Below are 20,741 nucleotides of genomic sequence, written 5' to 3'. Positions count from 1 at the left end.
GGAAGTGTCGCACAAAGCCCGGGTTTTGCGGCTGCGGCTATACTTCCCGGCCCCGCACGCACGCATCCCAGCAAGGTTTCACCAGCATGTTCGAATCCCTGACCCAGCGCCTGTCCGGCACCATCGAACGCCTGCGTGGCCGTGGCCGGCTGACCGAGTCCAACATCAGCGAAGCCGTGCGCGAGGTGCGCATCGCCCTGCTGGAAGCGGACGTGGCGCTGCCGGTGGTGCAGGCGCTGGTGCAGCGGATCAAGGTGCGCGCGGTCGGCCAGGAGGTCATGCGTTCGCTGACCCCAGGCCAGGTGCTGGTGCGCATCGTCCGCGACGAACTGGCGGCGGTGATGGGCGCGCAGGCGTCCGACCTCAATCTCAACGTGCCGGCACCCGCCGTCATCCTGATGGCCGGCCTGCAGGGCGCGGGCAAGACCACCACGGTTGGCAAGCTCGCCAAGCACCTCAAGGAAAAGCGCAAGAAAAAGGTGATGGTGGTCAGCGCGGACGTGTATCGCCCCGCCGCCATCGAGCAGTTGCAGACGCTGGCCGCGCAGGTCGGCGCGGTGTTTTTCCCGTCGGATGCGTCGCAGAAGCCGCAAGACATCGTGAACGCCGCCATCATCGAGGCGCGCAAGGTCTTCGCCGACGTGCTGATCGTCGATACCGCAGGCCGCACCAGCATCGACGACGCGATGATGACCGAGATCAAGGCGCTGCACGCCGCGGTCAACCCGGTCGAAACCCTGTTCGTGGTCGATGCCATGACCGGTCAGGACGCCGCGGTGACGGCCAAGCACTTCGGCGAAGCGCTGCCGCTGACCGGTGTGGTGCTGACCAAGACCGATGGTGATGCACGCGGCGGCGCGGCGCTGTCCGTGCGCTACATCACCGGCAAGCCGATCAAGTTCGTTGGCGTGGGCGAAAAGCCCGATGGCCTTGACGTGTTCCATCCCGACCGCGCCGCAGGCCGCATCCTCGACATGGGCGACGTGCTCTCGCTGGTGGAGCAGGTCGAGGCGCAGGTCGATCAGGACAAGGCCAGGAAGCTTGCCGAGAAGGTCGCCAAGGGCAAGAAGTTCGACCTCAACGACATGCGCGACCAGCTGGAGCAGATGCAGAACATGGGTGGCCTGCACGGGCTGATGGACAAGCTGCCCGGCGTCGGCCAACTGCCGGAGGCAGTGAAGCAGCAGGTCACCGGCAAGGAAGTGCCGCGCATGATCGCCATCATCAATTCGATGACCAAGAAGGAACGCCGCAACCCCGACCTGCTCAACGGCTCGCGCCGCGCCCGCGTCGCCCGTGGTTCCGGCCTGACGCCTGCCGATGTCAACAAGGTCATGAAGCAGTATCAGCAGATGGAAAAGATGATGGGCAAGCTGGGCCGCGGCGGCATGAAGGGGATGATGCGCGGCCTGTCCGGGATGATGGGCGGGCGCAGCGGCATGCCGATGAGGTGACGCAGGGCAGCAAGTCCCGCTATACTTGCCGGCTTACCCGGCCATTCCGGCCGCTGGGCAATACCGAGAAACTGCAATGGTCAAGATTCGCCTTACCCGTGGCGGCGCCAAGAAGCGCCCCTTCTACCACATCATCGTCACCGACAGCCGCAGCGCCCGCGACGGCCGCAACATCGAGCGCGTCGGTTTCTACAACCCGGTGGCGCAGGGCGCGGAGAAGCGCGTCGAGCTGAACGTCGAGCGCGTGAAGCACTGGGTGGACAACGGTGCGCAGCTGACCGACAAGGTGGCTGACCTGTACAAGGCCGCCGCCAAGGCAGCCTGACGAAACGAGCTGCGCTCGGCGCTTCGCTGACGCAGCTTGCTTGAGATTCGCATGAACGCACCGGACGCCGGTCAACGGACGACTTCCGAAAGGATGATCCCCGTGGGCCGGTTGCACGGTGCGTTCGGTGTGCGCGGTGAAGTGAAGCTGGAAAGTTTCACCGATCCCGCCCGCGCCATCGCCAAATACCAGCCATGGACACTGCGTGATGCACGCGGCGTCGAGCGCGTGTGCGATGGCGCGAAGCTGCGCGAAGGCGTCAAGGGCCTGATCGCCATGCTGCCCGGCATCGCCGACAAGGACGCCGCCGATGCGCTGCGTGGCACCGACGTGCTGGTGCCGCGTTCCGCGCTGCCGCCGCCCGCGCCCGGCGAGTACTACTGGGTCGATCTGGAAGGGCTGCGGGTGGTGAATGTCGAAGGCATCGACTTCGGCACCGTCTCGCATCTGTTTTCCACCGGTGCCAACGACGTGCTGGTGGCGCAGGGTGAGCGTGAGCGCATGATTCCGTTCGTGCAGCCGGATTACATCCGCAGCGTCGATTTCGATGTCGGCATCGTCACCGTCGATTGGGATGCCGACTTTTAAGCCCTCCCCTTCAAGGGGAGGGTTTGGGTGGGGATGGTGTTCAATGACGGGATCACGACAAACCCCATCCCCATCCCGGCCTTCCCCTTGAAGGGGAAGGAGAACACCATGCGCTTCGACATCATCAGCCTGTTCCCCGAATTCGTCGCCCAGCTTGCCGCGCATGGCGTGGTGGGGCGCGCCGGCGAGCGCGGCCTGCTGTCGATCCACGGCTGGAACCCGCGTGACCATGCCGAAGGCAATTACCGCCGCGTCGATGATCGCCCGTTCGGTGGCGGCCCCGGCATGGTGATGATGATCGAGCCGCTGCGCGCCGCCCTGTGTGCCGCGCGCGAGGCTGATCCGAGGACTGCTAGGACGATCTACCTCAGCCCGCAGGGGCAGCGTCTTGACCAGCGCAAGGTGCGCGAACTGGCAGCGGAGCCGCGCCTGATCCTGCTCTGCGGCCGCTACGAGGGCGTGGATGAGCGCCTGCTGCAGGCCGAGGTGGATGAGGAAATCTCCATCGGCGACTATGTGCTGTCTGGCGGCGAACTGGCGGCGGCGGTGCTGGTCGATGCCGTGGCCCGGCTGCAGGACGGCGCGCTGAATGATGCCGAATCCGCCGTGCAGGACAGTTTCGAGGGCGATGGCCTGCTCGATTGCCCGCATTACACCCGCCCGGTCGAGCACCCGCTGGGCGCGGTGCCGGACGTGCTGCTGTCCGGCAATCACGCAGAAATCGCCCGCTGGCGCAGGCAGCAGTCGCTGGGCCGGACGTGGCTGCGACGCCCGGACTTGCTGGATGAGGCGGCGCTGTCGAAGCAGGACAGGGCGCTGCTGGAGGCGTTCCGGGCCCGCTACCTGCAGGCGCCGACCGCACTGGACGATGACACCTAAGCCTCTGGCGCCGCAAGGAAAAATGCCGCTATAATGCGCGGCTTCGCTCCGCCCGGCCTTGCCGGTTCGCTCCAGTTCCAGGCTTCACCAGTGCCATGACGCGGGTCCACGTGCACTCGCGCAACAACGACTCCAACAGGCGCGTGCAATGCACGCAACATAATTTCCCAAGGTTGATACTCCAATGAGCAAGCCCTCGATCCATACCCTCGTCCAGGACTTCGAAGCCGCCCAGGTTTCGCGCAAGCTGCCTGACTTCGGCCCAGGCGACACCGTCGTCGTCAACGTCAAGGTCAAGGAAGGCAATCGCGAGCGCGTGCAGGCCTACGAAGGCGTGGTCATCGGCAAGAAGAACGCCGGCCTGAACTCCGCGTTCACCGTGCGCAAGATTTCCCACGGCTTCGGCGTGGAGCGCGTGTTCCAGACCCACAGCGCCACCATCGACTCGGTGACGGTGAAGCGTCGCGGTGACGTGCGCGCCAGCAAGCTGTACTACCTGCGCGGCTTGGAAGGCAAGAAGGCGCGCATCAAGGAAGACCTGGCCGGCAACGCCAAGGCGCGCGCCAAGGCCGCTGCCGAAGCCGCCGAAGCTGCTGCCGAGTAAGGCAGGCGATCTTCCGCACGACGGCCACCTTCGGGTGGCCGTTTGCGTTTGGGGATAGTGATCGTGTCGATGCCGATGCAAACCGAAACCACCGCCTGCGTGCGCCTTGACCTGTGGCTGTGGGCCGCGCGCTTCTTCAAGACCCGCGCGCTTGCGAAGCAGGCCATCGAAACCGGCAAGGTCGAAGTCGGCGGACAGCGCGCGAAACCCTCCCGCAGCGTGCGCGTGGGCGATGCGCTCATCGTGCAGCGGCTGGATGAGCGTTTCGAAATCGAAGTGCTGGCACTGCGCGACGTGCGCGGCCCGGCCAGCGTCGCGCAGACGCTTTATCGCGAATCCGCTGCGTCAAAGCTCGTGCGCGAACAGGGCAGGGCGCTGCGTGCCGCAGAACGCGCGGGCTTCAAGCCACCGGAAACCAAACCCGACAAGCGCGCGCGGCGGTTGATCCGCGCGCTGGGTGATCTCGACGCGCTTTGATTGCGATGGGCGGACTCACCCGAGCCGCCGCATAAAACGCGGCGACCGGGATGATCGATCAGGGCTTGTCTGCAGGAATCCCGAGTTTTTCCTGAAGCGCTTTGGCGTCAAGGAGTTTGTAGAAATCCTGCGCTCCCTCGAGCACTTCCTTCGATGCGAAAAGTTGCTGCCCCGCAACTTGCCCGAAAAGCTGGAACGCAGTTTCGAATGCACTCGCGCCTTCATATTTGAGTGCTTCCGATGCTTCTTTCTGGCAGGCCTCTCCGACCAGTCTTTCGAAGAGAGAGGCCATCTTTTGGTCGATTGCCGAACGCTGTTCCGGGGAAATGTTGGCGTAGGGCATGATTGTGGGATTGAGTGCTATGGCGGAAAAAATCCACTCCATCAACTGCTGTCTGTCCTGGTCATTGGATGCGTTGACGAGGCATTTCCCGAACGCATCACCAAAGACGCCTGCATGGGCAGCAGGCATGACGGCGAGCAGCCCGAGGAGCATGAGTTTCCTTGCCGCGCCGGCCGCCTGCATATCAGCGCTTGCCACCCAGCAGGCCACCACCGATCTTCAATAGATCGCCGAGGCCGAGTTCACCATCACCGTCCTGATCCAGCACCGCACCGAGCAGGCCACCGCCGAGGCCTCCCTGCTGGCGCACCTGCTGCTGTTCCTGGCCGAGGATGCCGCCCAGCACCTGCGGCGAGGCTTGCTGCTGCTGGCCGCCGAACATCTGCTTGGCCAGATACGCCATCACGATGGGGGCAAGGATCTTCAGCAGCATCTGCGCCTTGTCATTGCCAAGGCCGGTGGCTTGGCCGAGACCTGCTTCCGCGCGCGGCAGCTGGCTGCCGAAGATGTGGCCAAGCTGGCCCAAGCCGTCGGTCTGCCGGCTCTGCTGACCGCCGAGCACCGCGCCGAGGATGTCGCCGAGGCCGCCGCCGGTGTTGTGGTCGCGGCCCAGCGCGCCGAACAGTGCTTCCGCGCCCTGCGGCTGGCTGGCGTTGCGGCCCATCGCGCCGAGGATCATCGGCAGCGCGGCGGAAATTGCGCCGGCGGTCTGTGCCTGCCCGGTGCCGAGTTGCTGGCTGATCTGTTGCAGGGCGGGGCCGGACAGCTGGGAGAAGATTTCGTCGGTGAGCGAAGACATGGAATCGGAATCCTGCGTGGGTGCCGTAACGGCGGGTGCGGGCAACATAGCAAACCCGGACGGTGCGTGCGGGGTTTCCCGCAGCGCCCGCCCGGGCCTTCAACCGCGCTTCAGCCGGCGAGCTTCTTCAGTGCGGCGGCAACGCCTGCGCCATAGGCCGGGTCGGCCTTGGTGCAGTTGTCGATGTGGCGCTGCTTGATGAAGTCCGGCGCATCGCCCATCGCGCGGGCGGTGTTGTCGAACAGCGCCTGCTGTTCCGATGGCGTCATCAGCCGGAACAGGTCGCCGGGCTGCTTGTAGTAGTCGGCATCGTCCTGCCGGAAGTCCCAGTGATCGGCGTTGCCGTTGATCTTCAGCGGTGGTTCGCGGTACTGCGGCTGCTGCTGCCACTGGTGGAAGCTGTTGGGCTCGTAGTGGGGCAGGCCGCCGTAATTGCCATCGACGCGGCCAATGCCGTCGCGATGGTTGCTGTGTACCGGGCAACGCGCGGCGTTGACCGGGATCTGCTGGTAGTTGGTGCCAAGGCGGTAGCGCTGCGCATCGGCATAGTTGAACAGCCGCGCCTGCAACATGCGGTCGGGCGACACGCCGATGCCCGGCACTAGGTTGCCCGGTGCGAACGCGCTCTGTTCCACATCGGCATGGAAGTTTTCCGGGTTGCGGTTCAACTCGAACTCACCGACTTCGATCAGCGGGTAATCCGCATGCGGCCACACCTTGGTCAGGTCGAACGGGTGATAGGGCACCTTTTCGGCATCGGCTTCCGGCATCACCTGCACGTACATCGTCCACTTCGGGAAGTCGCCGCGTTCGATGGCCTCGAACAGGTCGCGCTGGTGGCTCTCGCGATCCTTGCCGATCAACGCGCCAGCTTCGGCATCGGTCAGGTTCTTGATGCCCTGCTGGGTGTGGAAATGGAACTTCACCCAGAAGCGCTCGCCGGCCTCGTTCCAGAAACTGTAGGTATGCGAGCCGAAGCCGTGCATGTGGCGGTAACTGGCGGGAATGCCGCGGTCGCTCATCACGATGGTGACCTGATGCAGCGCTTCCGGCAGCAGCGTCCAGTAATCCCAGTTGTAGGTGGCGCTGCGCATGTTGGTATGCGGGCAGCGCTTCACCGCCTTGTTGAGGTCGGGGAACTTCAGCGGGTCGCGGATGAAGAACACCGGTGTGTTGTTGCCCACCATGTCCCAGTTGCCTTCCTCGGTGTAGAACTTCAGCGCGAAGCCGCGGATGTCGCGCTCGGCGTCCGCCGCGCCGCGCTCACCGGCCACGGTGGTGAAGCGGGCGAACATTTCGGTTTTCTTGCCGACTTCCGAAAAAATCTTCGCGCGGGTGTACCTGGTGATGTCGTGGGTGACGGTGAAGGTGCCGAACGCGCCGGAACCCTTCGCGTGCATGCGCCGCTCCGGGATCACCTCGCGCACGAAGTTGGCGAGCTTTTCGTGCAGCCACACGTCCTGCGCCAGCAACGGGCCGCGCGGGCCAGCGGTCAGGCTGTTCTGGTTGTCCGGCACGGGCGCGCCGAAGTCGGTGGTGAGGTGGGTCGGCGGCAGGTCGGTGGGCTTGCGCATCGCGGGCTCCAGTTGGCGGGGATGGGCCAACATTAGGGGCCTTGATCGATCAATGGAAATCGATTGATGGGATCGGATTGATAGTCGATGACTATGTCAGCGCCTTCAATCGATACAAGGCTTCCAGCGCCTGCTTCGGCGTGAGGTCATCCGGGTCGATGCCAGCCAGCGCGTCCAGTGCGGCGGATTGCGGCGAGAACAAACCGATCTGTTGCGGTTGATCCAGCGCAGGTGCGCTCATCGGCACGCTGGGCGCGTCGCGGTTCTGCGATTCCAGTTCCGCAAGCCGCGCGCGCGCCTGTTGCAGCGCAGGCTTAGGCAGGCCGGCCAGCGCCGCCACCTGCAAGCCGAAGCTGCGGTTGGCCGGGCCGGGGCGCACCGCGTGCATGAATACCAGTGCCTCGCCGTGCTCGATGGCGTCGAGATGCAGATTGGCGATGCCGCTTCCCGGTTCCGCCAGCGCGGTCAGTTCGAAGTAATGGGTGGCGAACAGCGTGTAGCTGCGATTGCTCGATGCCAATTGCCGTGCCACCGCATCGGCCAGTGCGAGGCCGTCGTAGGTGGACGTGCCGCGCCCGATTTCGTCCATCAACACCAGCGAGTGTTCGGTGGCGTGATGCAGGATGTAGGCGGTCTCGCTCATCTCCACCATGAAGGTGGACTGCCCGCGCGCAAGGTCATCGCCTGCACCGATGCGGGTCAGGATGCGGTCGATCGGGCCGATGACGGCCTTCGACGCCGGCACGAAGCTGCCGATGCAGGCCAGCAGCACGATCAGCGCGTTCTGGCGCATGAAGGTGGATTTACCGCCCATGTTCGGGCCGGTGATGACGTACATGCGGGTATCGCCATCGAACACCAGATCATTCGGTTCGAACGGCGCATCGCGCAGCGCTTCAACCACAGGATGACGGCCACGTTCGATGGCGATGCCGGGCTCTGTGCGCAGCGTCGGCATGCTCCAGTCCAGCGCCTGCGCACGCTCGGCGAAGCCGGCCAGCACGTCAAGTTCGGACAGCGCCAGCGCGCAACGACGCAGCGGTTCCAGCACTTCGTTGAGCAGGTCGAGCACGCCTTCGTACAGCAGCTTTTCGCGTGCCAGTGAGCGCTCGCGCGCGGACAGCACCTTGTCCTCGAAGCCCTTCAGTTCCTCGGTGATGTAGCGCTCCGCGCCGGTCAGTGTCTGCCGCCGCGTGTAATGCACTGGCGCCTTGTCGCTCTGGCCCTTGCTGATCTCGATGTAATAGCCATGCACGCGGTTGTAGCCGACCTTGAGGTTGGCGATGCCGGTGGCCTCGCGCTCACGCGCCTCCAGGTCGATCAGGAACTGGTCGGCATGGGTCGAAAGCCGGCGCAGTTCGTCGAGTTCGGCGTCGTAACCCTCTGCAATCACGCCGCCGTCGCGGGCAAGCAGCGGTGGCTGGGTGACGATGGCGGCACGCAGGATGCGGGCGCTGGCATCGTGTTCGCCAAGTTCGGCATGCAGTGCCTGCAGGCGTGGAGAATCGAGTGGCGCAAGGATTTCGCGCACCGCCGGCAGCAGCGACAGGCCATCGCGCAGGGTGGAAAGATCGCGCGGGCGCGCGCTGCGCAGGGCCACGCGCGAGAGGATGCGCTCCATGTCGCCAAGGCTGCGGAAGGCTTCGCGCAGCAGATCGTCGGCGCGATGTTCAAGCAGCGTCTGCACGGCATGGTGGCGCTGCCCAATCACCTTGTGGTCGCGCAGCGGGCGATGCAGCCAGCGCCGCAGCAGGCGGCCACCCATCGGGCTGACGGTGGAATCCAGCACGCCCAGCAGCGTGGCTTTCACGTCGCCGTCAACGCGCGAATCCAGTTCCAGATGGCGGCGCGTGGCCGCGTTCATGGCGATGGCGTCATCGCTGGTTTCAAGCGCGATTGCGCGCAGGTGCGGCAGGCGCTGCTTCTGGGTTTCCTCGACATAGCCCAGCAGCGCGGCAGCGGCGGCGATGGCCAGCGGCTTGTCGTCGATGCCGAAGGCTGTCAGGTCGTGCACGCCGAAGAACTGCAGCAGCTGGCGGCGACCGGAATCGGCATCGAACAACCACGGCGCACGCCGGCGCAGGCCGCGTGCTTCCTGCACGCAGGTGGGCCAGCCTTCCTCGTCCGGCACCAGCGTTTCCGCCGGTTGCAGGCGCGCGAGTTCGGCTTCCAGTGCGTCATCGCTGGTCACTTCATTTGCCCGCAAGCGACCGCTGGACAGGTCGGCCCATGCAAGGCCATAGCCCTGCTTGCCGCGCGAGACCGCAAGCAGCAGCGTGTCGCGGCGCTCGTCCAGCAAGGCTTCGTCCGTCACCGTGCCGGGGGTGACGATACGCACCACTTTGCGTTCCACCAGCCCCTTCGACGTGGCCGGGTCACCGATCTGCTCGCAGATGGCGACCGATTCACCCAGCGCCACCAACCGGGCGAGGTAGCCCTCATAGGCGTGGTGCGGCACACCCGCCATCGGGATCGGCTGCCCGGCGGAACTGCCGCGCTGGGTCAGGGTGATGTCCAGCAGTCGCGCGGCCTTGCGGGCGTCGTCATAGAACAGCTCGTAGAAATCGCCCATCCGGAAGAACAGCAGCACGTCCGGGTGCTCCGCCTTGGCGGCGAAGAATTGCTTCATGAGGGGCGTGTGCTGTTCGAGGGACATTCGGACGCGGCGGGGAAGGGGCCGGATAGTGTGCCCGATCCCCCGGTTTCGCCCGAAACCAGCGCTGGACACGCTGGCGTATGGATGTGTTAACGTCGCGTTACGCAGCGAAACGGCTGCGCGCGGCCAACCCCCACGGGCCGACCTGATGCGCAACTGCCCGGCACCCGCCGGTGTGGTTGCTTCATGTCTGATCCTTTTCACGATGGGGGAGTTCCATGAGCCGTACGCAACCGCAACGCAGTTCCCTGGCTGTCGCCGTTTTCGCCGGCCTGGCATCGATGGTCTGCATGCCCGCACTCGCGCAGGACGCAAGTGGCGCGAAGCAGGAAGAAGCCAAGACCCTCGACAAGCTCGTCGTCACCGCGCAGAAGCGCGAGGAAGCGCTGCAGGACGTGCCGATCGTGGTCACCGCGCTGACCCAGCAGACGCTGCAGGACACCGGCGTGCGCGACATCAAGGACCTGCAGGTGTTGGTGCCCGGCCTGACCGTGACCAGCACCCAGAACGAGGCAATCACCACCGCGCGCATCCGTGGCATCGGCACGGTGGGCGACAACATGGGCCTGGAATCCTCGGTTGGCGTGGTGATCGACGGCGTGTACCGTCCGCGCAACAGTGTTGGCTTCGGTGACCTTGGCGAACTTGACCGCATCGAAGTGTTGAAGGGGCCGCAGGGCACCCTGTTTGGCAAGAACACCTCGGCGGGCGTCATCAATGTGGTGACCCGCAAGCCTGATTTCGAACTCGGCGGCGCGGGTGAAGTGACCCTCGGCAATTACGGCGCGCTGGGACTGGCGGGCTGGTTCAACGCACCGTTGGGCGATTACGCCGCGTTCCGCGTGTATGCGGCGCATCGTGACCGCGATGGCTGGATGGATGTGGTCACCGGTGCCGGCCCACGCACCGAAGACAAGGATTACGACCAGAACTTCCAGACGTTCCGCGCCAAGCTGCTGATGGTGCCGACCGACCGCGTGGAAATCGTACTGTCGGCCGACATGACCAAGCGCGACGAGAACTGCTGCACCGCCGTGCAACTGGTCAGCGGTGGCACGGCGACCATCATCAATGCACTGGGTGGCGGCAATGCCATCGCGGCCACCGGCGCGGCCGATCCGTGGGCGCGTGTTGCCTACAGCAACCGCAGCACCGCGCAGAAGATGGACGACAAGGGCGTGCAGGCGGAAATCACCATCGGCATGGATGCGCTCGGCGGTGCCACTTTCACTTCGATCACCGCCGGCCGTGACTGGGATGCCATCAATGGTCGCGATTTCGACTTCAGCACCGCCGACCTGATCTACATGAACCCGCAGCAGGACGAGTCCTTCAACCGGTTCAAGACCTTCAGCCAGGAGTTCCGCCTGGCCGGTTCCACCGAGAAGATGGATTGGCTGGTTGGCCTGTTCTATGCCGATGAAGACCTGAACCGCACCGAGAGCTACCGCGTGGGGGCAGCTTATGAGCCTTACCTGTCCACCCTGGTGAACTCGCTGGTGGGCAGTGGATTGCAGCCAACGTTGAATGCCATTGCCGCGTCGCAAGGCTTGCCGGCGGGCACCTTCACCTATAACACGGCGGGCGGGGCGACCTTCCTTTCGCAGGTTGCCGGGCAGACGTATGGCACCCTCTTCGCGGGCCTTGGCGCACTGGACAAGTACGCGCAGAACGCCAAGAGCACGGCGCTGTTCACCAACAACACGTTCCACGCCACGGACGCTTTCGACATCACCCTGGGCCTGCGCTACACCAGCGAGAAGAAAACGCTCGACGCGATCTATGACAATCCGAACGGCAGCATCGGCTGCGCCGCCACGCTGGCGAATGTCGGCGGTCGCGTGGGCGCGGCACTGGCACAACGCATCAGCAATTTCTCGAGCTTGCCGGCATCAGTGCAGGCAGCGCTCGTGGCTGCGGTTGCACCGGCCATCGCCGGCCGCATGTGCCTGCCATGGACCAATGTCCAGCACGATGGCGATGTCACCCACCAGTCGCGCACAGAGAAGGAATGGTCGGGCACGCTGAAGTTTGCCTATCGCTGGAACGACAACGCGATGACCTACTTCTCCGCAGCACGCGGCTACAAGGCGGGCGGCTTCAACCTGGATCGCACGCAGGAGGGCATCACCCCGACCACGACCGATACCTCGTTCCCTGGCGAGTTCGTGGACAGCTACGAGCTGGGTGCCAAGACCACCTGGGCCGGCGGCAACCTGCTGCTGAACGGTGCGCTGTTCCACCAGACCTACACCGACTTCCAGCTCAACAGCTTCCTGGGCACCAGCTTCGTGGTGCGCTCGATCCCGAAGGTCGTCTCGCAGGGCCTGGATGCCGAATTGCTGTGGCAGGCCACGCCGGGCCTGATGCTGCAGACCGGCCTGATGGTTGCCGATACCAAGTACGGCAAGACCATTCCGGGCTGCGACTTCGTGGGGCCGGGCCAGACCACGACGGCATGCCCCTCGATCGGCCAGCTGTACAAGCTGCCGGGGGCGCAGATGAGCTTTGCGCCTGACCTGTCGGTGTCGGCTTCGCTCACCTACGAGTGGGACATCGGTGCCAACCTGGAGGGCCGCTTCAACATCGGCGGCAAGTACGTGTCCGAGTACAACACCGGCTCCGATCTGGACACCGAGAAGTTGCAGGAGGCATACGCGGTGTTCAATGCGCGCGTCGGCATCGGCTCGCGCGACCGCAAGTGGCAGCTGGAGTTGTGGGGCACCAACATCTTCGACCAGGACTACGTGCAGGTGGCGTTCGATGGCCCGTTGCAGGCAGTTGGCACGCCGGAGCCCAACCAGCCGATGAACACCTTCAATGCCTTCCTCGGCGCACCGCGCATGTATGGCGCAACCTTGCGCTTCAACTTCTGACGGCTTGCCGTCAGTGCTTCGCAAGACAGGCCCGCACCGCGGGCCTGTTTTGTTTTGCGCGCGCATGCGCTACAACGCGGCAACACGTTTCGATGGCAGGTTGATGGCCGCTCCCTCCGATACCCAACTCAACGCGCTGGCGCAGGCCGTGGGCGAACGCCTGCTGACGACGCGGCAGATGCTGGTCACCGCCGAAAGCTGCACTGGTGGCTGGATTGCCAAGTGCATGACCGACGTACCCGGTTCTTCCGCGTGGTTCGATTGCGGCATGGCGGTCTATAGCTACGAGGCCAAGCAGGCCATGCTGGGCGTGCGCCCGCAGACGCTGGAAACCTTCGGCGCGGTCAGCCGGGAAACGGTGATCGAAATGGTGTCCGGCGCGCTGGTGCATTCCGGTGCCAGCATCGCAGTGGCCGTCACCGGCATCGCCGGCCCGGGCGGCGGCAGCCCCGACAAACCCGTCGGCACGGTCTGGATCGGCTGGAAGCGACGCGGCGGCTACGCCAGCGCGGAGGTTTTCCACTTCGACGGTGACCGCGACGCCGTGCGCCGACAGACCGTGGCAGCCGCGCTGCGGGGGTTGGAGGGCGTTTAGGCGATCAGCCTTCCGTTCGATATTCCAGCAGATCGCCCGGCTGGCATTCCAGCACGCGGCAGATTGCCGCCAGCGTTTCGAAGCGCACGCCTTTCACATGGCCCTGCTTGAGCAGTGAAAGATTGGTTTCGCTGATGCCGATGGCATCGGCCAATTCCTTCGACCTCATCTTGCGCCGCGCCAGCATCACGTCGAGGTTGACGATGATCGGCATCAGACGATGCTCCGTGCGTCATCAGCGGCCTCGGCAGCCAGCCGCATCAGGTGTGCCACGCTGTACAGGCACAGGCAGGTAATCATGACGATGTAGAAGCTGCCGAAGGGAAGCGAGAACGTACCCGGTTGCGAACCTGCCTCGGTTGCCAGTGAATCTGCCAGCAAGCGCACGAACACGCTGACAAGCAACGCATTCGCCAGGCTTAGGAAAGCATGCGCCACCGGCAGGGTCAGCGCTTCTTGGCGATAAAGGCGATTGCCCAAACGCCGCAGTGCAAGCAGGGGCAGCAGGTAAGCGAGTGTCCAGCAAGCACTTGCAAGCATCCACTGGTTTCTGGCGTTCGCGTCCATTCCGTGCGTCATGCCAAGGAAGCCCGTGCTTTCTGCAGACGCATGCCAAGGCGCGGACAGCATGATGACTCCCCATAGGGTGACGCAGAACATCCCCAGCGATGCCAGCGACATCAGGTGGTAGCCGTGGCGCTTGATCTTGTTTTCAGCACTCATCAGACGAAATCCTCGTTTTCAGCCTTCAGACGTGCGGCTTCGGCTCGCTCGCGGCGCAATTCGCGCAGTGCCATGACGGCAAGCAATGTGCCGGCAATGCCGATGGCATGGATCAGGACGATGCGACTGTCGATGCTGCCCGTCAGCGGCGTCCACGAAAACAACCAAACGAGGGCATAGAAGCCGAGTAGCAGGCTGGACAGGACAGTCAGGGTGGTACTGGCAACCAGTTTCATGTGTTGTTCCTCTTCCAAGCCTTGTAAAAGACGATGAATAATCTTCGCGAAACATAAATTAATTTCGATTTATGTCAAGTGGCTTGCATTGGGTGATTTGTTAGTAGTATTACTACTAACCATGGAACTGACCGACACCCAGCGTGCCATCCACGCCTTCCTCGCCGAACGCATCGAGGCCGACGGCTTCGCCCCTTCGCAGGCGGAAATCGCCCGCGCCTTTGGCTTCAAGGGGGTGCGCGCCGCGCAGTACCACCTCGAAGCGCTGGAGGCTGCCGGCATCGTTGAGCGCAGCCCCGGCCGTGCCCGCAGCCTGCGCCTGCTGCAACTGCCGAATGGCCCGCAGCAACTGGCACTGCCAGCCCACGATGACGCCTTGCAACTGCCGGTGCTGGGGCAGGTGGCCGCAGGCATTCCCATCGGTGCCGATATCGGCAGCGAGCAGGTGCTGCTGATGGATCGCGCGCTGTTCACGCCCACGCCCGATTACCTGTTGAAGGTGAAGGGCGACTCCATGCGCGATGAGGGCATCTTCGACGGCGACCTGATCGGCGTGCATCGCACGTCCGAGGCGCGCAACGGGCAGATCGTGATTGCCCGTATCGACGATGAAATCACGGTCAAGCTGCTGCGGATCGGGCAGGGCGGGATTCGCTTGCTGCCGCGCAACCCGGACTACGCGCCGATCGAGGTGCAGCCGGGGCAGGATTTCGCCATCGAAGGGTTGTACTGCGGCCTGGTGCGCCCCAATGCCTGAAATCCCCGACCTCGCGATGCGGCATTCCCTGATGCCACCCGCCACTGATTTGCGACATTTTTTCGATCACGGCCCGCCGCGTCGCAGCCTGTGCGACCAGCCCCGTCTAGCCTGAGCACATTCCCGGATTCAATCACCGACTTGAGGAGCACCACGATGGACGAGAACAAGAAGCGCGCGCTTGCTGCGGCACTGGGCCAGATCGAAAAACAGTTTGGCAAGGGCTCGGTGATGCGCATGGGCGAGCGCACGGTGGAGGCGGTGGAAACCGTCGGCACCGGCTCGCTGATGCTGGACATCGCGCTGGGCATTGGTGGCTTGCCCAAGGGCCGCGTGGTGGAAATCTACGGGCCGGAATCCTCCGGCAAGACCACCCTGACCCTGCAAGCCATCGCCCAGTGCCAGAAGGCAGGCGGCACCTGCGCCTTCATCGACGCCGAGCACGCGCTGGATCCGATCTATGCGCAGAAGCTGGGCGTGAACCTTGACGACCTCTACCTGTCGCAGCCAGATACCGGCGAGCAGGCGCTGGAGATCGCCGACATGCTGGTGCGCTCCAACGCGGTGGACATGGTGGTGGTCGATTCGGTCGCCGCGCTGACCCCGAAGGCGGAAATCGAAGGCGATATGGGCGACCAGCTTCCCGGCCTGCAGGCCCGCCTGATGAGCCAGGCGCTGCGCAAGCTGACCGGCAACATCAAGCGCAGCAACTGCCTTGTCATCTTCATCAACCAGCTGCGCCAGAAGATCGGGATCATGATGCCCGGCCAGAGCAATGAAGTGACCACCGGCGGCAATGCGCTGAAGTTCTATGCCTCGGTGCGCCTGGACATCCGCCGCATTGGCAGCATCAAGAAGGGCGAGGAAATCATCGGCAACCAGACCCGGATCAAGGTGGTCAAGAACAAGCTGGCCCCGCCGTTCAAGCAGGTCATCACCGAAATCCTGTACGGCGAGGGCATCAGCCGCGAGGGTGAACTGATCGACATGGGCGTGGAAGCCAAGCTGGTCGAGAAGTCCGGTGCCTGGTACAGCTATGACGGCGAGCGCATCGGCCAGGGCAAGGAAAACGCCCGCCAGTACTTGAAGGAGAACGTGGCCGCAGCGCAGAAGCTGGAAGCCACCCTGCGCGAGAAGTACGTGCCGGAAGATGCGCCGCGCGGTGAAGTGGAAGACGCGGGCTGAAGCAAGGGCAGGGCAGGCACATGGCCACCGATGCGAGTTTCATCGACTACATCCGCGAGCAGGCCGGTCTTGGTGACCGGCTTGCTGCCAGGCGGATGTTCGGCGAATACGGCCTGTATCTGGATGGCAAGGTGCTGGCCTTCGCCTGCGACAACAGCCTGTTCCTGAAACCCACCGAGGCCGGGCGTGCGTTGTTGCCGCAGGCTTCGGTGGGGCCACCCTATCCGGGCGCGAAGGACTATCTGGTGCTGGACGAATATCTGGACGATGGCGACCTGCTGCGGCAGGCGCTGCTGGTGACTCATGACGCACTGCCCGCCGCCAAGCCCAGGCCCGCGAAAAGAGCGGGCAGGGCGGCGAAACGGCCCGGCAGGGGAGCCAAGGCATGATGAGGCCGGGCGGTGACGGCGATGCGGCGTCCTCGTCAGCGTCGAAGCGCCGTCGCCGCCCGGAACCATCCCCCACCCAGCGCGCCCTGAGCCTCTTGACCCGGCGCGAGCATTCCCGGCTGGAACTGGCGCGAAAGCTCATCGTGCGTGGCGTCGATGCCAATGAGGCCGATGCCCTGATCGACAAACTGGCCGATGCCGGCTGGCAGAATGACAGCCGTTTCGCCGAATCACTGGTGCGCAGCCGCGCGTCAACCGGCTATGGGCCGCGCTATATCGAAGCCGAGCTCGCCACCCATGGCTTGAGTAGCGACGCCATCGCCGCCGCCATGGACAGCTTCGAGGATGACTGGAACGAAGTCGCGGCCGACCTGCTGCGGCGTCGCCATCCGCAAGCGCTAACCGATGACCGCAACGCCCACCGCAAGGCGGCGGATTTCCTGCTGCGGCGGGGGTTTTCGATGGAGCAGGTTCGATTTGCGATAAACGCTGGCTAGGCATTCGCTCGATCCGGACTTTTCGGGCTGCTTTGAAAGTCGTCTGGGTGCAGGTCGGGTGGGTGGCGTTCGAGCGCGCCATGGATGGTGCGCGTCCGCGCATCGGAGCCGGATGCGGAGCCTAAGCGGCGAATGTCACCCACCCGGATCTGCGCCCTGCGATCAGCCATCAGGCATGCGTTCCCGCTGCCAAGCCTGAACTCGCCTGTAAACTAGCCGGAATTGGGTTGCCAACTCGGCTCCGCGCCCGCATCGTGACGGGATCGCGGTACGCCCGTTGCATCCGCCTTTCCAGCATCCGCCAGAATGACCACGCCTTCCAAAACCAGTACCGCTCAGATCCGCCGGGACTTCCTCGACTTCTTCGCAGCCAAGGGCCACACCATCGTGCCGTCCGCGCCTCTGGTGCCGGGCAACGACCCGACCCTGCTGTTCACCAACTCCGGCATGGTGCAGTTCAAGGACGTGTTCCTGGGCGCGGAGAAGCGCAGCTACGTCCGCGCCGCCGACGTGCAGCGCTGCCTGCGCGCGGGCGGCAAGCACAACGACCTCGACTCGGTGGGCTACACCGCCCGCCACCACACCTTCTTCGAGATGCTGGGCAACTGGTCGTTCGGCGACTACTTCAAGAAGGACGCCATCGCGTGGGCGTGGGAACTGCTGACCGAGGTCTGGAAGCTGCCCAAGGAGCGCCTGTTGGCCACCGTCTATCACACCGATGACGAGGCCTATGACATCTGGTTGAACGACATCGGCCTGCCGCCGGAACGCATCATCCGCATCGGCGACAACAAGGGCGCGCCGTTCGCCTCCGACAACTTCTGGCAGATGGCCGATACCGGCCCCTGCGGCCCGTGCTCGGAAATCTTCTACGACCACGGCCCGCACATCCCCGGTGGCCCGCCCGGATCGCCGGACGAAGACGGCGACCGCTACATCGAAATCTGGAACAACGTGTTCATGCAGTTCGACCGCGCAGCCGACGGCACCCTGACGCCGCTGCCCGCGCCCTGTGTCGATACCGGCATGGGGCTGGAGCGCATCTCCGCGATCCTGCAGCACGTCCATTCCAATTACGAAATCGACCTGTTCCAGACGCTCATCAAGCGCGCTGCCGAACTGACCGGCACGGAGGACCTGGACAACAAATCGCTGCGCGTGATCGCCGACCACATCCGTGCCAGCGCCTTTTTGATCGTCGATGGCGTGCTGCCGTCCAACGAAGGCCGTGGCTACGTGCTGCGCCGGATCATCCGCCGCGCCCTGCGCCACGGCTGGATGCTGGGCGTTCGCACGCCGTTCTTCCACAAGCTGGTGGCGACGCTGGACGAGTTGATGGGCGATGCCTATCCGGTGCTGCGCGAAGGCCGTGCCACCGCCGAGCGCGCCCTGCTGGCCGAGGAGGAGCGCTTCGCTGAAACGCTGGATTCTGGCATGCGCATCTTCAACGATGTTGCCGCGAAGTCAGGCGGCACGATCCCCGGTGCGGATGCCTTCCGCCTGTACGATACCTATGGCTTCCCGCTCGACCTGACGCAGGACATGGCGCGCGAACGCGGCATGACCGTCGATGTGGCCGGTTTCGACGCGGCGATGGCGCAGCAGAAGGAAACCGCGCGTGCCGCTGGCAAGTTCGGCGGCGGCGTGCAACTGCCTGCGGAACTGGTGGCGCAACTCACGCCGACCAAGTTCCTCGGCTATGACAGCCTTTCCGCAGAAGGCTTGCAAGTCGTCGCGCTGCTCAAGGATGGCAAGCCGGTCGATGCCGTCAATGCAGGCGATGAGGCCATCGTCATCCTCAACGCCACGCCGTTCTACGCCGAATCCGGTGGTCAGGTGGGCGATACGGGTGAACTCACCGCAGCCGGCGTCCGCTTCGCCATTCATGACACCCTGAAACTGGCCGGCCAGTTTCACGCCCACGTCGGTGCATTGCTGGCCGGCGCATTGAAGAAGGGCGACACGCTGGCAGGCTCCGTCGATGCCGCGCGCCGCGCCGCCACCGTGCTCAACCACAGCGCCACCCACCTGCTGCACGCCGCCCTGCGTAACGTGTTGGGGACGCATGTCCAACAGAAAGGCTCGCTGGTTGCGCCGGATCGCCTGCGCTTCGACTTCTCGCATTTCCAGCCGATGACGGCGGCAGAACTGGCCGAGGTCGAGCGCCGGGTGAATGCCGAAGTGCGTGCCAACCACGAAGGCGAAATCCGCCACATGGGCATGCAGGAAGCGCTGGACTTCGGCGCGATGGCGCTGTTCGGCGAGAAGTACGGCGAGGAAGTGCGCGTGCTGCGCTTCGGCCCGACTTCGACCGAACTGTGCGGCGGCACCCACGCCAGCCGCACCGGCGACATCGGCCTGTTCAAGATCGTCTCCGAAGGCGGCGTGTCCGCCGGCGTGCGCCGGATCGAGGCCGTGACCGGGCAGGGCGCGCTGGATTTTGTCGCCGAAGAAGAACGCCGGCTGGACGATGCCGTCGCCCTGCTGGGCGGCACGCATGCGGACGTGGCCGACAAGCTGCGCGCACTGCTTGATCGCCAGAAGAAACTGGAACGCGAACTGGAAGCATTGAAGGCGAAGGCGGCGTCCAGTGCCACCGGCGACTTGGCCGGGCAGGCGCGCGAGGTAAACGGCATCAAGGTGCTGGCCGCACGGCTGGAAGGCTTCGATGCCAAGGCCCTGCGCGATGCGATGGACAGGCTCAAGCAGCAACTGGGCGATGCGGTGATCCTGCTGGCTGGCACCGAAGGCGGCAAGGCCGCGCTGGTGGCTGGCGTCAGCGGCGCGGCGCTGGGCAAGGTCAAGGCCGGGGAACTCCTGGGCGATGTTGCCGGTCGCATCAATGGCAAGGGCGGCGGTCGTCCGGACATGGCGCAAGGCGGCGGCGAGGATGGCCCGGCGCTGCAGGCTGCGCTGGGCAGCGTCGAGGAGTGGGTGCGCGCGCGCATTCCGGTTTGACCGGGCGCGCTTGTGCAAGCTGAACGAAGCCCCGTATGATCGGGGCGGATTGGATGCAATGGCTCCAGCAGCAGGAGCCGCGACAGGGGAGTTGCAATGCTGATCTTGACCAGACGAGTAGGCGAGACCTTGATGATCGGTGATGCCATCACCGTGACCGTGCTTGGCGTGAAGGGCAACCAGGTGCGCATCGGCATCACTGCGCCGAAGGACGTGGCCGTGCATCGCGAAGAGATCTACCAGCGCATCCAGCACGGCGATGAACCTGCTGCAGAAACCGGCAACGGAGACTGATTCCGCGTCAAGGGGTTTGCCGGATCGCGGGCAAGCCTGTATCCTTCGCCGCTCGCGATTTCGCCCGACGGAGACTTGCCCGAGAGGCCGAAGGGGCTCCCCTGCTAAGGGAGTATGGGGTCAAAAGCTCCATCGAGGGTTCGAATCCCTCAGTCTCCGCCACTCTGGCGAAACGCGATGCACGGCAACAGGTTTTCGTTGACGTGAATGCGGTACCACCGCATAATTCCGCTTCTGCGCCCGTAGCTCAGTTGGATAGAGCACCAGGCTACGAACTTGGGGGTCGGAGGTTCGAATCCTTCCGGGCGCGCCACTAAAAAGGCACAAGGGTCAACGAGTTACCGCTCGTTGGCCCTTTTGCTTTTGGGATCTCGCGAGGGCTCTGTGCCCATCCTGTGCCCACGCCGTGCCTACGGTCTTGGCTGATCGTGCCCAAAATCGAAAAATGGTCATTTCGCTTGGTGGTCGCTTCTAATGAGATTGAAGCAAGGCATCATCCAAGTGAGTCGGGGGGCGCGTGCAAAGAAGAGCC

General features: G+C 64.6%; 21 protein-coding genes and 2 tRNA genes. 16 read left to right on the top strand and 7 right to left on the bottom strand.

Going from position 1 to position 20,741, the window contains the following annotated elements; genetic code table 11:
* Nucleotides 1–86: 86 nt before the first annotated feature.
* From ffh to QM612_RS02420, 6 genes are all read left to right on the top strand, one after another.
* Complete coding sequence (gene ffh / locus QM612_RS02445) at nucleotides 87–1,454, top strand: signal recognition particle protein (protein WP_415252307.1); 1,368 nt, start codon at nucleotides 87–89, stop codon at nucleotides 1,452–1,454.
* Between the two features lie 76 nt (nucleotides 1,455–1,530).
* The gene (rpsP, locus tag QM612_RS02440) at nucleotides 1,531–1,779 is read left to right on the top strand and encodes a 30S ribosomal protein S16 (protein ID WP_415252306.1); all 249 of its coding nucleotides are present in this window, start codon (nucleotides 1,531–1,533) and stop codon (nucleotides 1,777–1,779) included.
* Nucleotides 1,780–1,830: 51 nt separating this feature from the next.
* On the top strand, nucleotides 1,831–2,367 hold the full coding sequence (gene rimM / locus QM612_RS02435) for a ribosome maturation factor RimM (RefSeq protein WP_415252305.1): 537 nt from the start codon (nucleotides 1,831–1,833) through the stop codon (nucleotides 2,365–2,367).
* A 108-nt stretch (nucleotides 2,368–2,475) separates the two neighbouring features.
* Nucleotides 2,476–3,246, top strand: a complete 771-nt coding sequence (trmD, locus tag QM612_RS02430; RefSeq protein ID WP_415252304.1) for a tRNA (guanosine(37)-N1)-methyltransferase TrmD — start codon at nucleotides 2,476–2,478, stop codon at nucleotides 3,244–3,246.
* 184 nt (nucleotides 3,247–3,430) lie between these two features.
* Nucleotides 3,431–3,850 (top strand): 50S ribosomal protein L19, encoded by a 420-nt coding sequence (gene rplS, locus QM612_RS02425; RefSeq protein ID WP_415252303.1) that lies wholly within the window; start codon nucleotides 3,431–3,433, stop codon nucleotides 3,848–3,850.
* A gap of 69 nt (nucleotides 3,851–3,919) precedes the next feature.
* Complete coding sequence (locus QM612_RS02420; RefSeq protein ID WP_415252302.1) at nucleotides 3,920–4,327, top strand: RNA-binding S4 domain-containing protein; 408 nt, start codon at nucleotides 3,920–3,922, stop codon at nucleotides 4,325–4,327.
* A gap of 58 nt (nucleotides 4,328–4,385) precedes the next feature.
* Here QM612_RS02420 and QM612_RS02415 read toward each other — a convergent pair whose 3' ends face one another.
* From QM612_RS02415 to mutS, 4 genes are all read right to left on the bottom strand, one after another.
* Nucleotides 4,386–4,880 carry a hypothetical protein gene (locus tag QM612_RS02415; RefSeq protein WP_415252301.1) on the bottom strand — a complete coding sequence of 165 codons (495 nt, stop codon included), beginning with the start codon at nucleotides 4,878–4,880 and terminating at the stop codon, nucleotides 4,386–4,388.
* On the bottom strand, nucleotides 4,855–5,469 hold the full coding sequence (locus QM612_RS02410) for a DUF937 domain-containing protein (protein WP_415252300.1): 615 nt from the start codon (nucleotides 5,467–5,469) through the stop codon (nucleotides 4,855–4,857). Before QM612_RS02410 ends, QM612_RS02415 begins: the two co-directional genes overlap by 26 nt.
* Nucleotides 5,470–5,579: 110 nt before the next feature.
* On the bottom strand, nucleotides 5,580–7,043 hold the full coding sequence (locus QM612_RS02405; protein WP_415252299.1) for a catalase: 1,464 nt from the start codon (nucleotides 7,041–7,043) through the stop codon (nucleotides 5,580–5,582).
* Between the two features lie 91 nt (nucleotides 7,044–7,134).
* Nucleotides 7,135–9,699, bottom strand: a complete 2,565-nt coding sequence (gene mutS, locus QM612_RS02400; RefSeq protein ID WP_415252298.1) for a DNA mismatch repair protein MutS — start codon at nucleotides 9,697–9,699, stop codon at nucleotides 7,135–7,137.
* A 218-nt stretch (nucleotides 9,700–9,917) separates the two neighbouring features.
* Here mutS and QM612_RS02395 point away from each other — a divergent pair, with 218 nt between their 5' ends.
* A complete protein-coding gene (locus QM612_RS02395; protein WP_415252297.1) occupies nucleotides 9,918–12,575 on the top strand; it encodes a TonB-dependent receptor in 2,658 nt (885 codons plus the stop codon).
* A 103-nt stretch (nucleotides 12,576–12,678) separates the two neighbouring features.
* The gene (locus tag QM612_RS02390; protein WP_415252296.1) at nucleotides 12,679–13,170 is read left to right on the top strand and encodes a CinA family protein; all 492 of its coding nucleotides are present in this window, start codon (nucleotides 12,679–12,681) and stop codon (nucleotides 13,168–13,170) included.
* 4 nt (nucleotides 13,171–13,174) lie between these two features.
* Here QM612_RS02390 and QM612_RS02385 read toward each other — a convergent pair whose 3' ends face one another.
* The 3 genes from QM612_RS02385 to QM612_RS02375 are packed head-to-tail and all read right to left on the bottom strand — an operon-like array spanning nucleotide 13,175 to nucleotide 14,129.
* A complete protein-coding gene (locus QM612_RS02385; protein ID WP_415252295.1) occupies nucleotides 13,175–13,384 on the bottom strand; it encodes a helix-turn-helix domain-containing protein in 210 nt (69 codons plus the stop codon).
* The gene (locus QM612_RS02380) at nucleotides 13,384–13,893 is read right to left on the bottom strand and encodes a hypothetical protein (RefSeq protein WP_415252294.1); all 510 of its coding nucleotides are present in this window, start codon (nucleotides 13,891–13,893) and stop codon (nucleotides 13,384–13,386) included. The genes QM612_RS02385 and QM612_RS02380 overlap by 1 nt, the downstream gene beginning before the upstream one ends.
* Nucleotides 13,893–14,129 (bottom strand): hypothetical protein, encoded by a 237-nt coding sequence (locus QM612_RS02375; RefSeq protein ID WP_415252293.1) that lies wholly within the window; start codon nucleotides 14,127–14,129, stop codon nucleotides 13,893–13,895. The genes QM612_RS02380 and QM612_RS02375 overlap by 1 nt, the downstream gene beginning before the upstream one ends.
* Before the next feature lie 121 nt (nucleotides 14,130–14,250).
* Between QM612_RS02375 and lexA the strand changes: the two genes are divergently transcribed.
* The 8 genes from lexA (at nucleotide 14,251) to QM612_RS02335 (ending at nucleotide 20,522) form a co-directional block, all read left to right on the top strand.
* Nucleotides 14,251–14,886 carry a transcriptional repressor LexA gene (gene lexA, locus QM612_RS02370; protein ID WP_415252292.1) on the top strand — a complete coding sequence of 212 codons (636 nt, stop codon included), beginning with the start codon at nucleotides 14,251–14,253 and terminating at the stop codon, nucleotides 14,884–14,886.
* Between the two features lie 156 nt (nucleotides 14,887–15,042).
* Nucleotides 15,043–16,071, top strand: a complete 1,029-nt coding sequence (recA, locus tag QM612_RS02365; protein WP_415252291.1) for a recombinase RecA — start codon at nucleotides 15,043–15,045, stop codon at nucleotides 16,069–16,071.
* A 20-nt stretch (nucleotides 16,072–16,091) separates the two neighbouring features.
* Nucleotides 16,092–16,460, top strand: a complete 369-nt coding sequence (locus QM612_RS02360) for a TfoX/Sxy family protein (RefSeq protein ID WP_415252290.1) — start codon at nucleotides 16,092–16,094, stop codon at nucleotides 16,458–16,460.
* Complete coding sequence (locus QM612_RS02355) at nucleotides 16,460–16,957, top strand: regulatory protein RecX (RefSeq protein WP_415252328.1); 498 nt, start codon at nucleotides 16,460–16,462, stop codon at nucleotides 16,955–16,957. The genes QM612_RS02360 and QM612_RS02355 overlap by 1 nt, the downstream gene beginning before the upstream one ends.
* A 306-nt stretch (nucleotides 16,958–17,263) precedes the next feature.
* A complete protein-coding gene (gene alaS, locus QM612_RS02350) occupies nucleotides 17,264–19,915 on the top strand; it encodes an alanine--tRNA ligase (RefSeq protein ID WP_415252289.1) in 2,652 nt (883 codons plus the stop codon).
* 96 nt (nucleotides 19,916–20,011) lie between these two features.
* Nucleotides 20,012–20,209 (top strand): carbon storage regulator CsrA, encoded by a 198-nt coding sequence (gene csrA, locus QM612_RS02345; RefSeq protein WP_415252288.1) that lies wholly within the window; start codon nucleotides 20,012–20,014, stop codon nucleotides 20,207–20,209.
* 69 nt (nucleotides 20,210–20,278) lie between these two features.
* Nucleotides 20,279–20,371 (top strand) — tRNA-Ser (locus tag QM612_RS02340).
* Nucleotides 20,372–20,445: 74 nt separating this feature from the next.
* Nucleotides 20,446–20,522 (top strand) — tRNA-Arg (locus QM612_RS02335).
* The last annotated feature ends 219 nt before the right edge of the window (nucleotides 20,523–20,741 follow it).

This window comes from Thermomonas sp. (genome assembly GCF_047606765.1).
Classification (GTDB): Bacteria; Pseudomonadota; Gammaproteobacteria; order Xanthomonadales; family Xanthomonadaceae; genus Thermomonas.
This window is presented reverse-complemented; position numbering and strand designations above follow the sequence as displayed.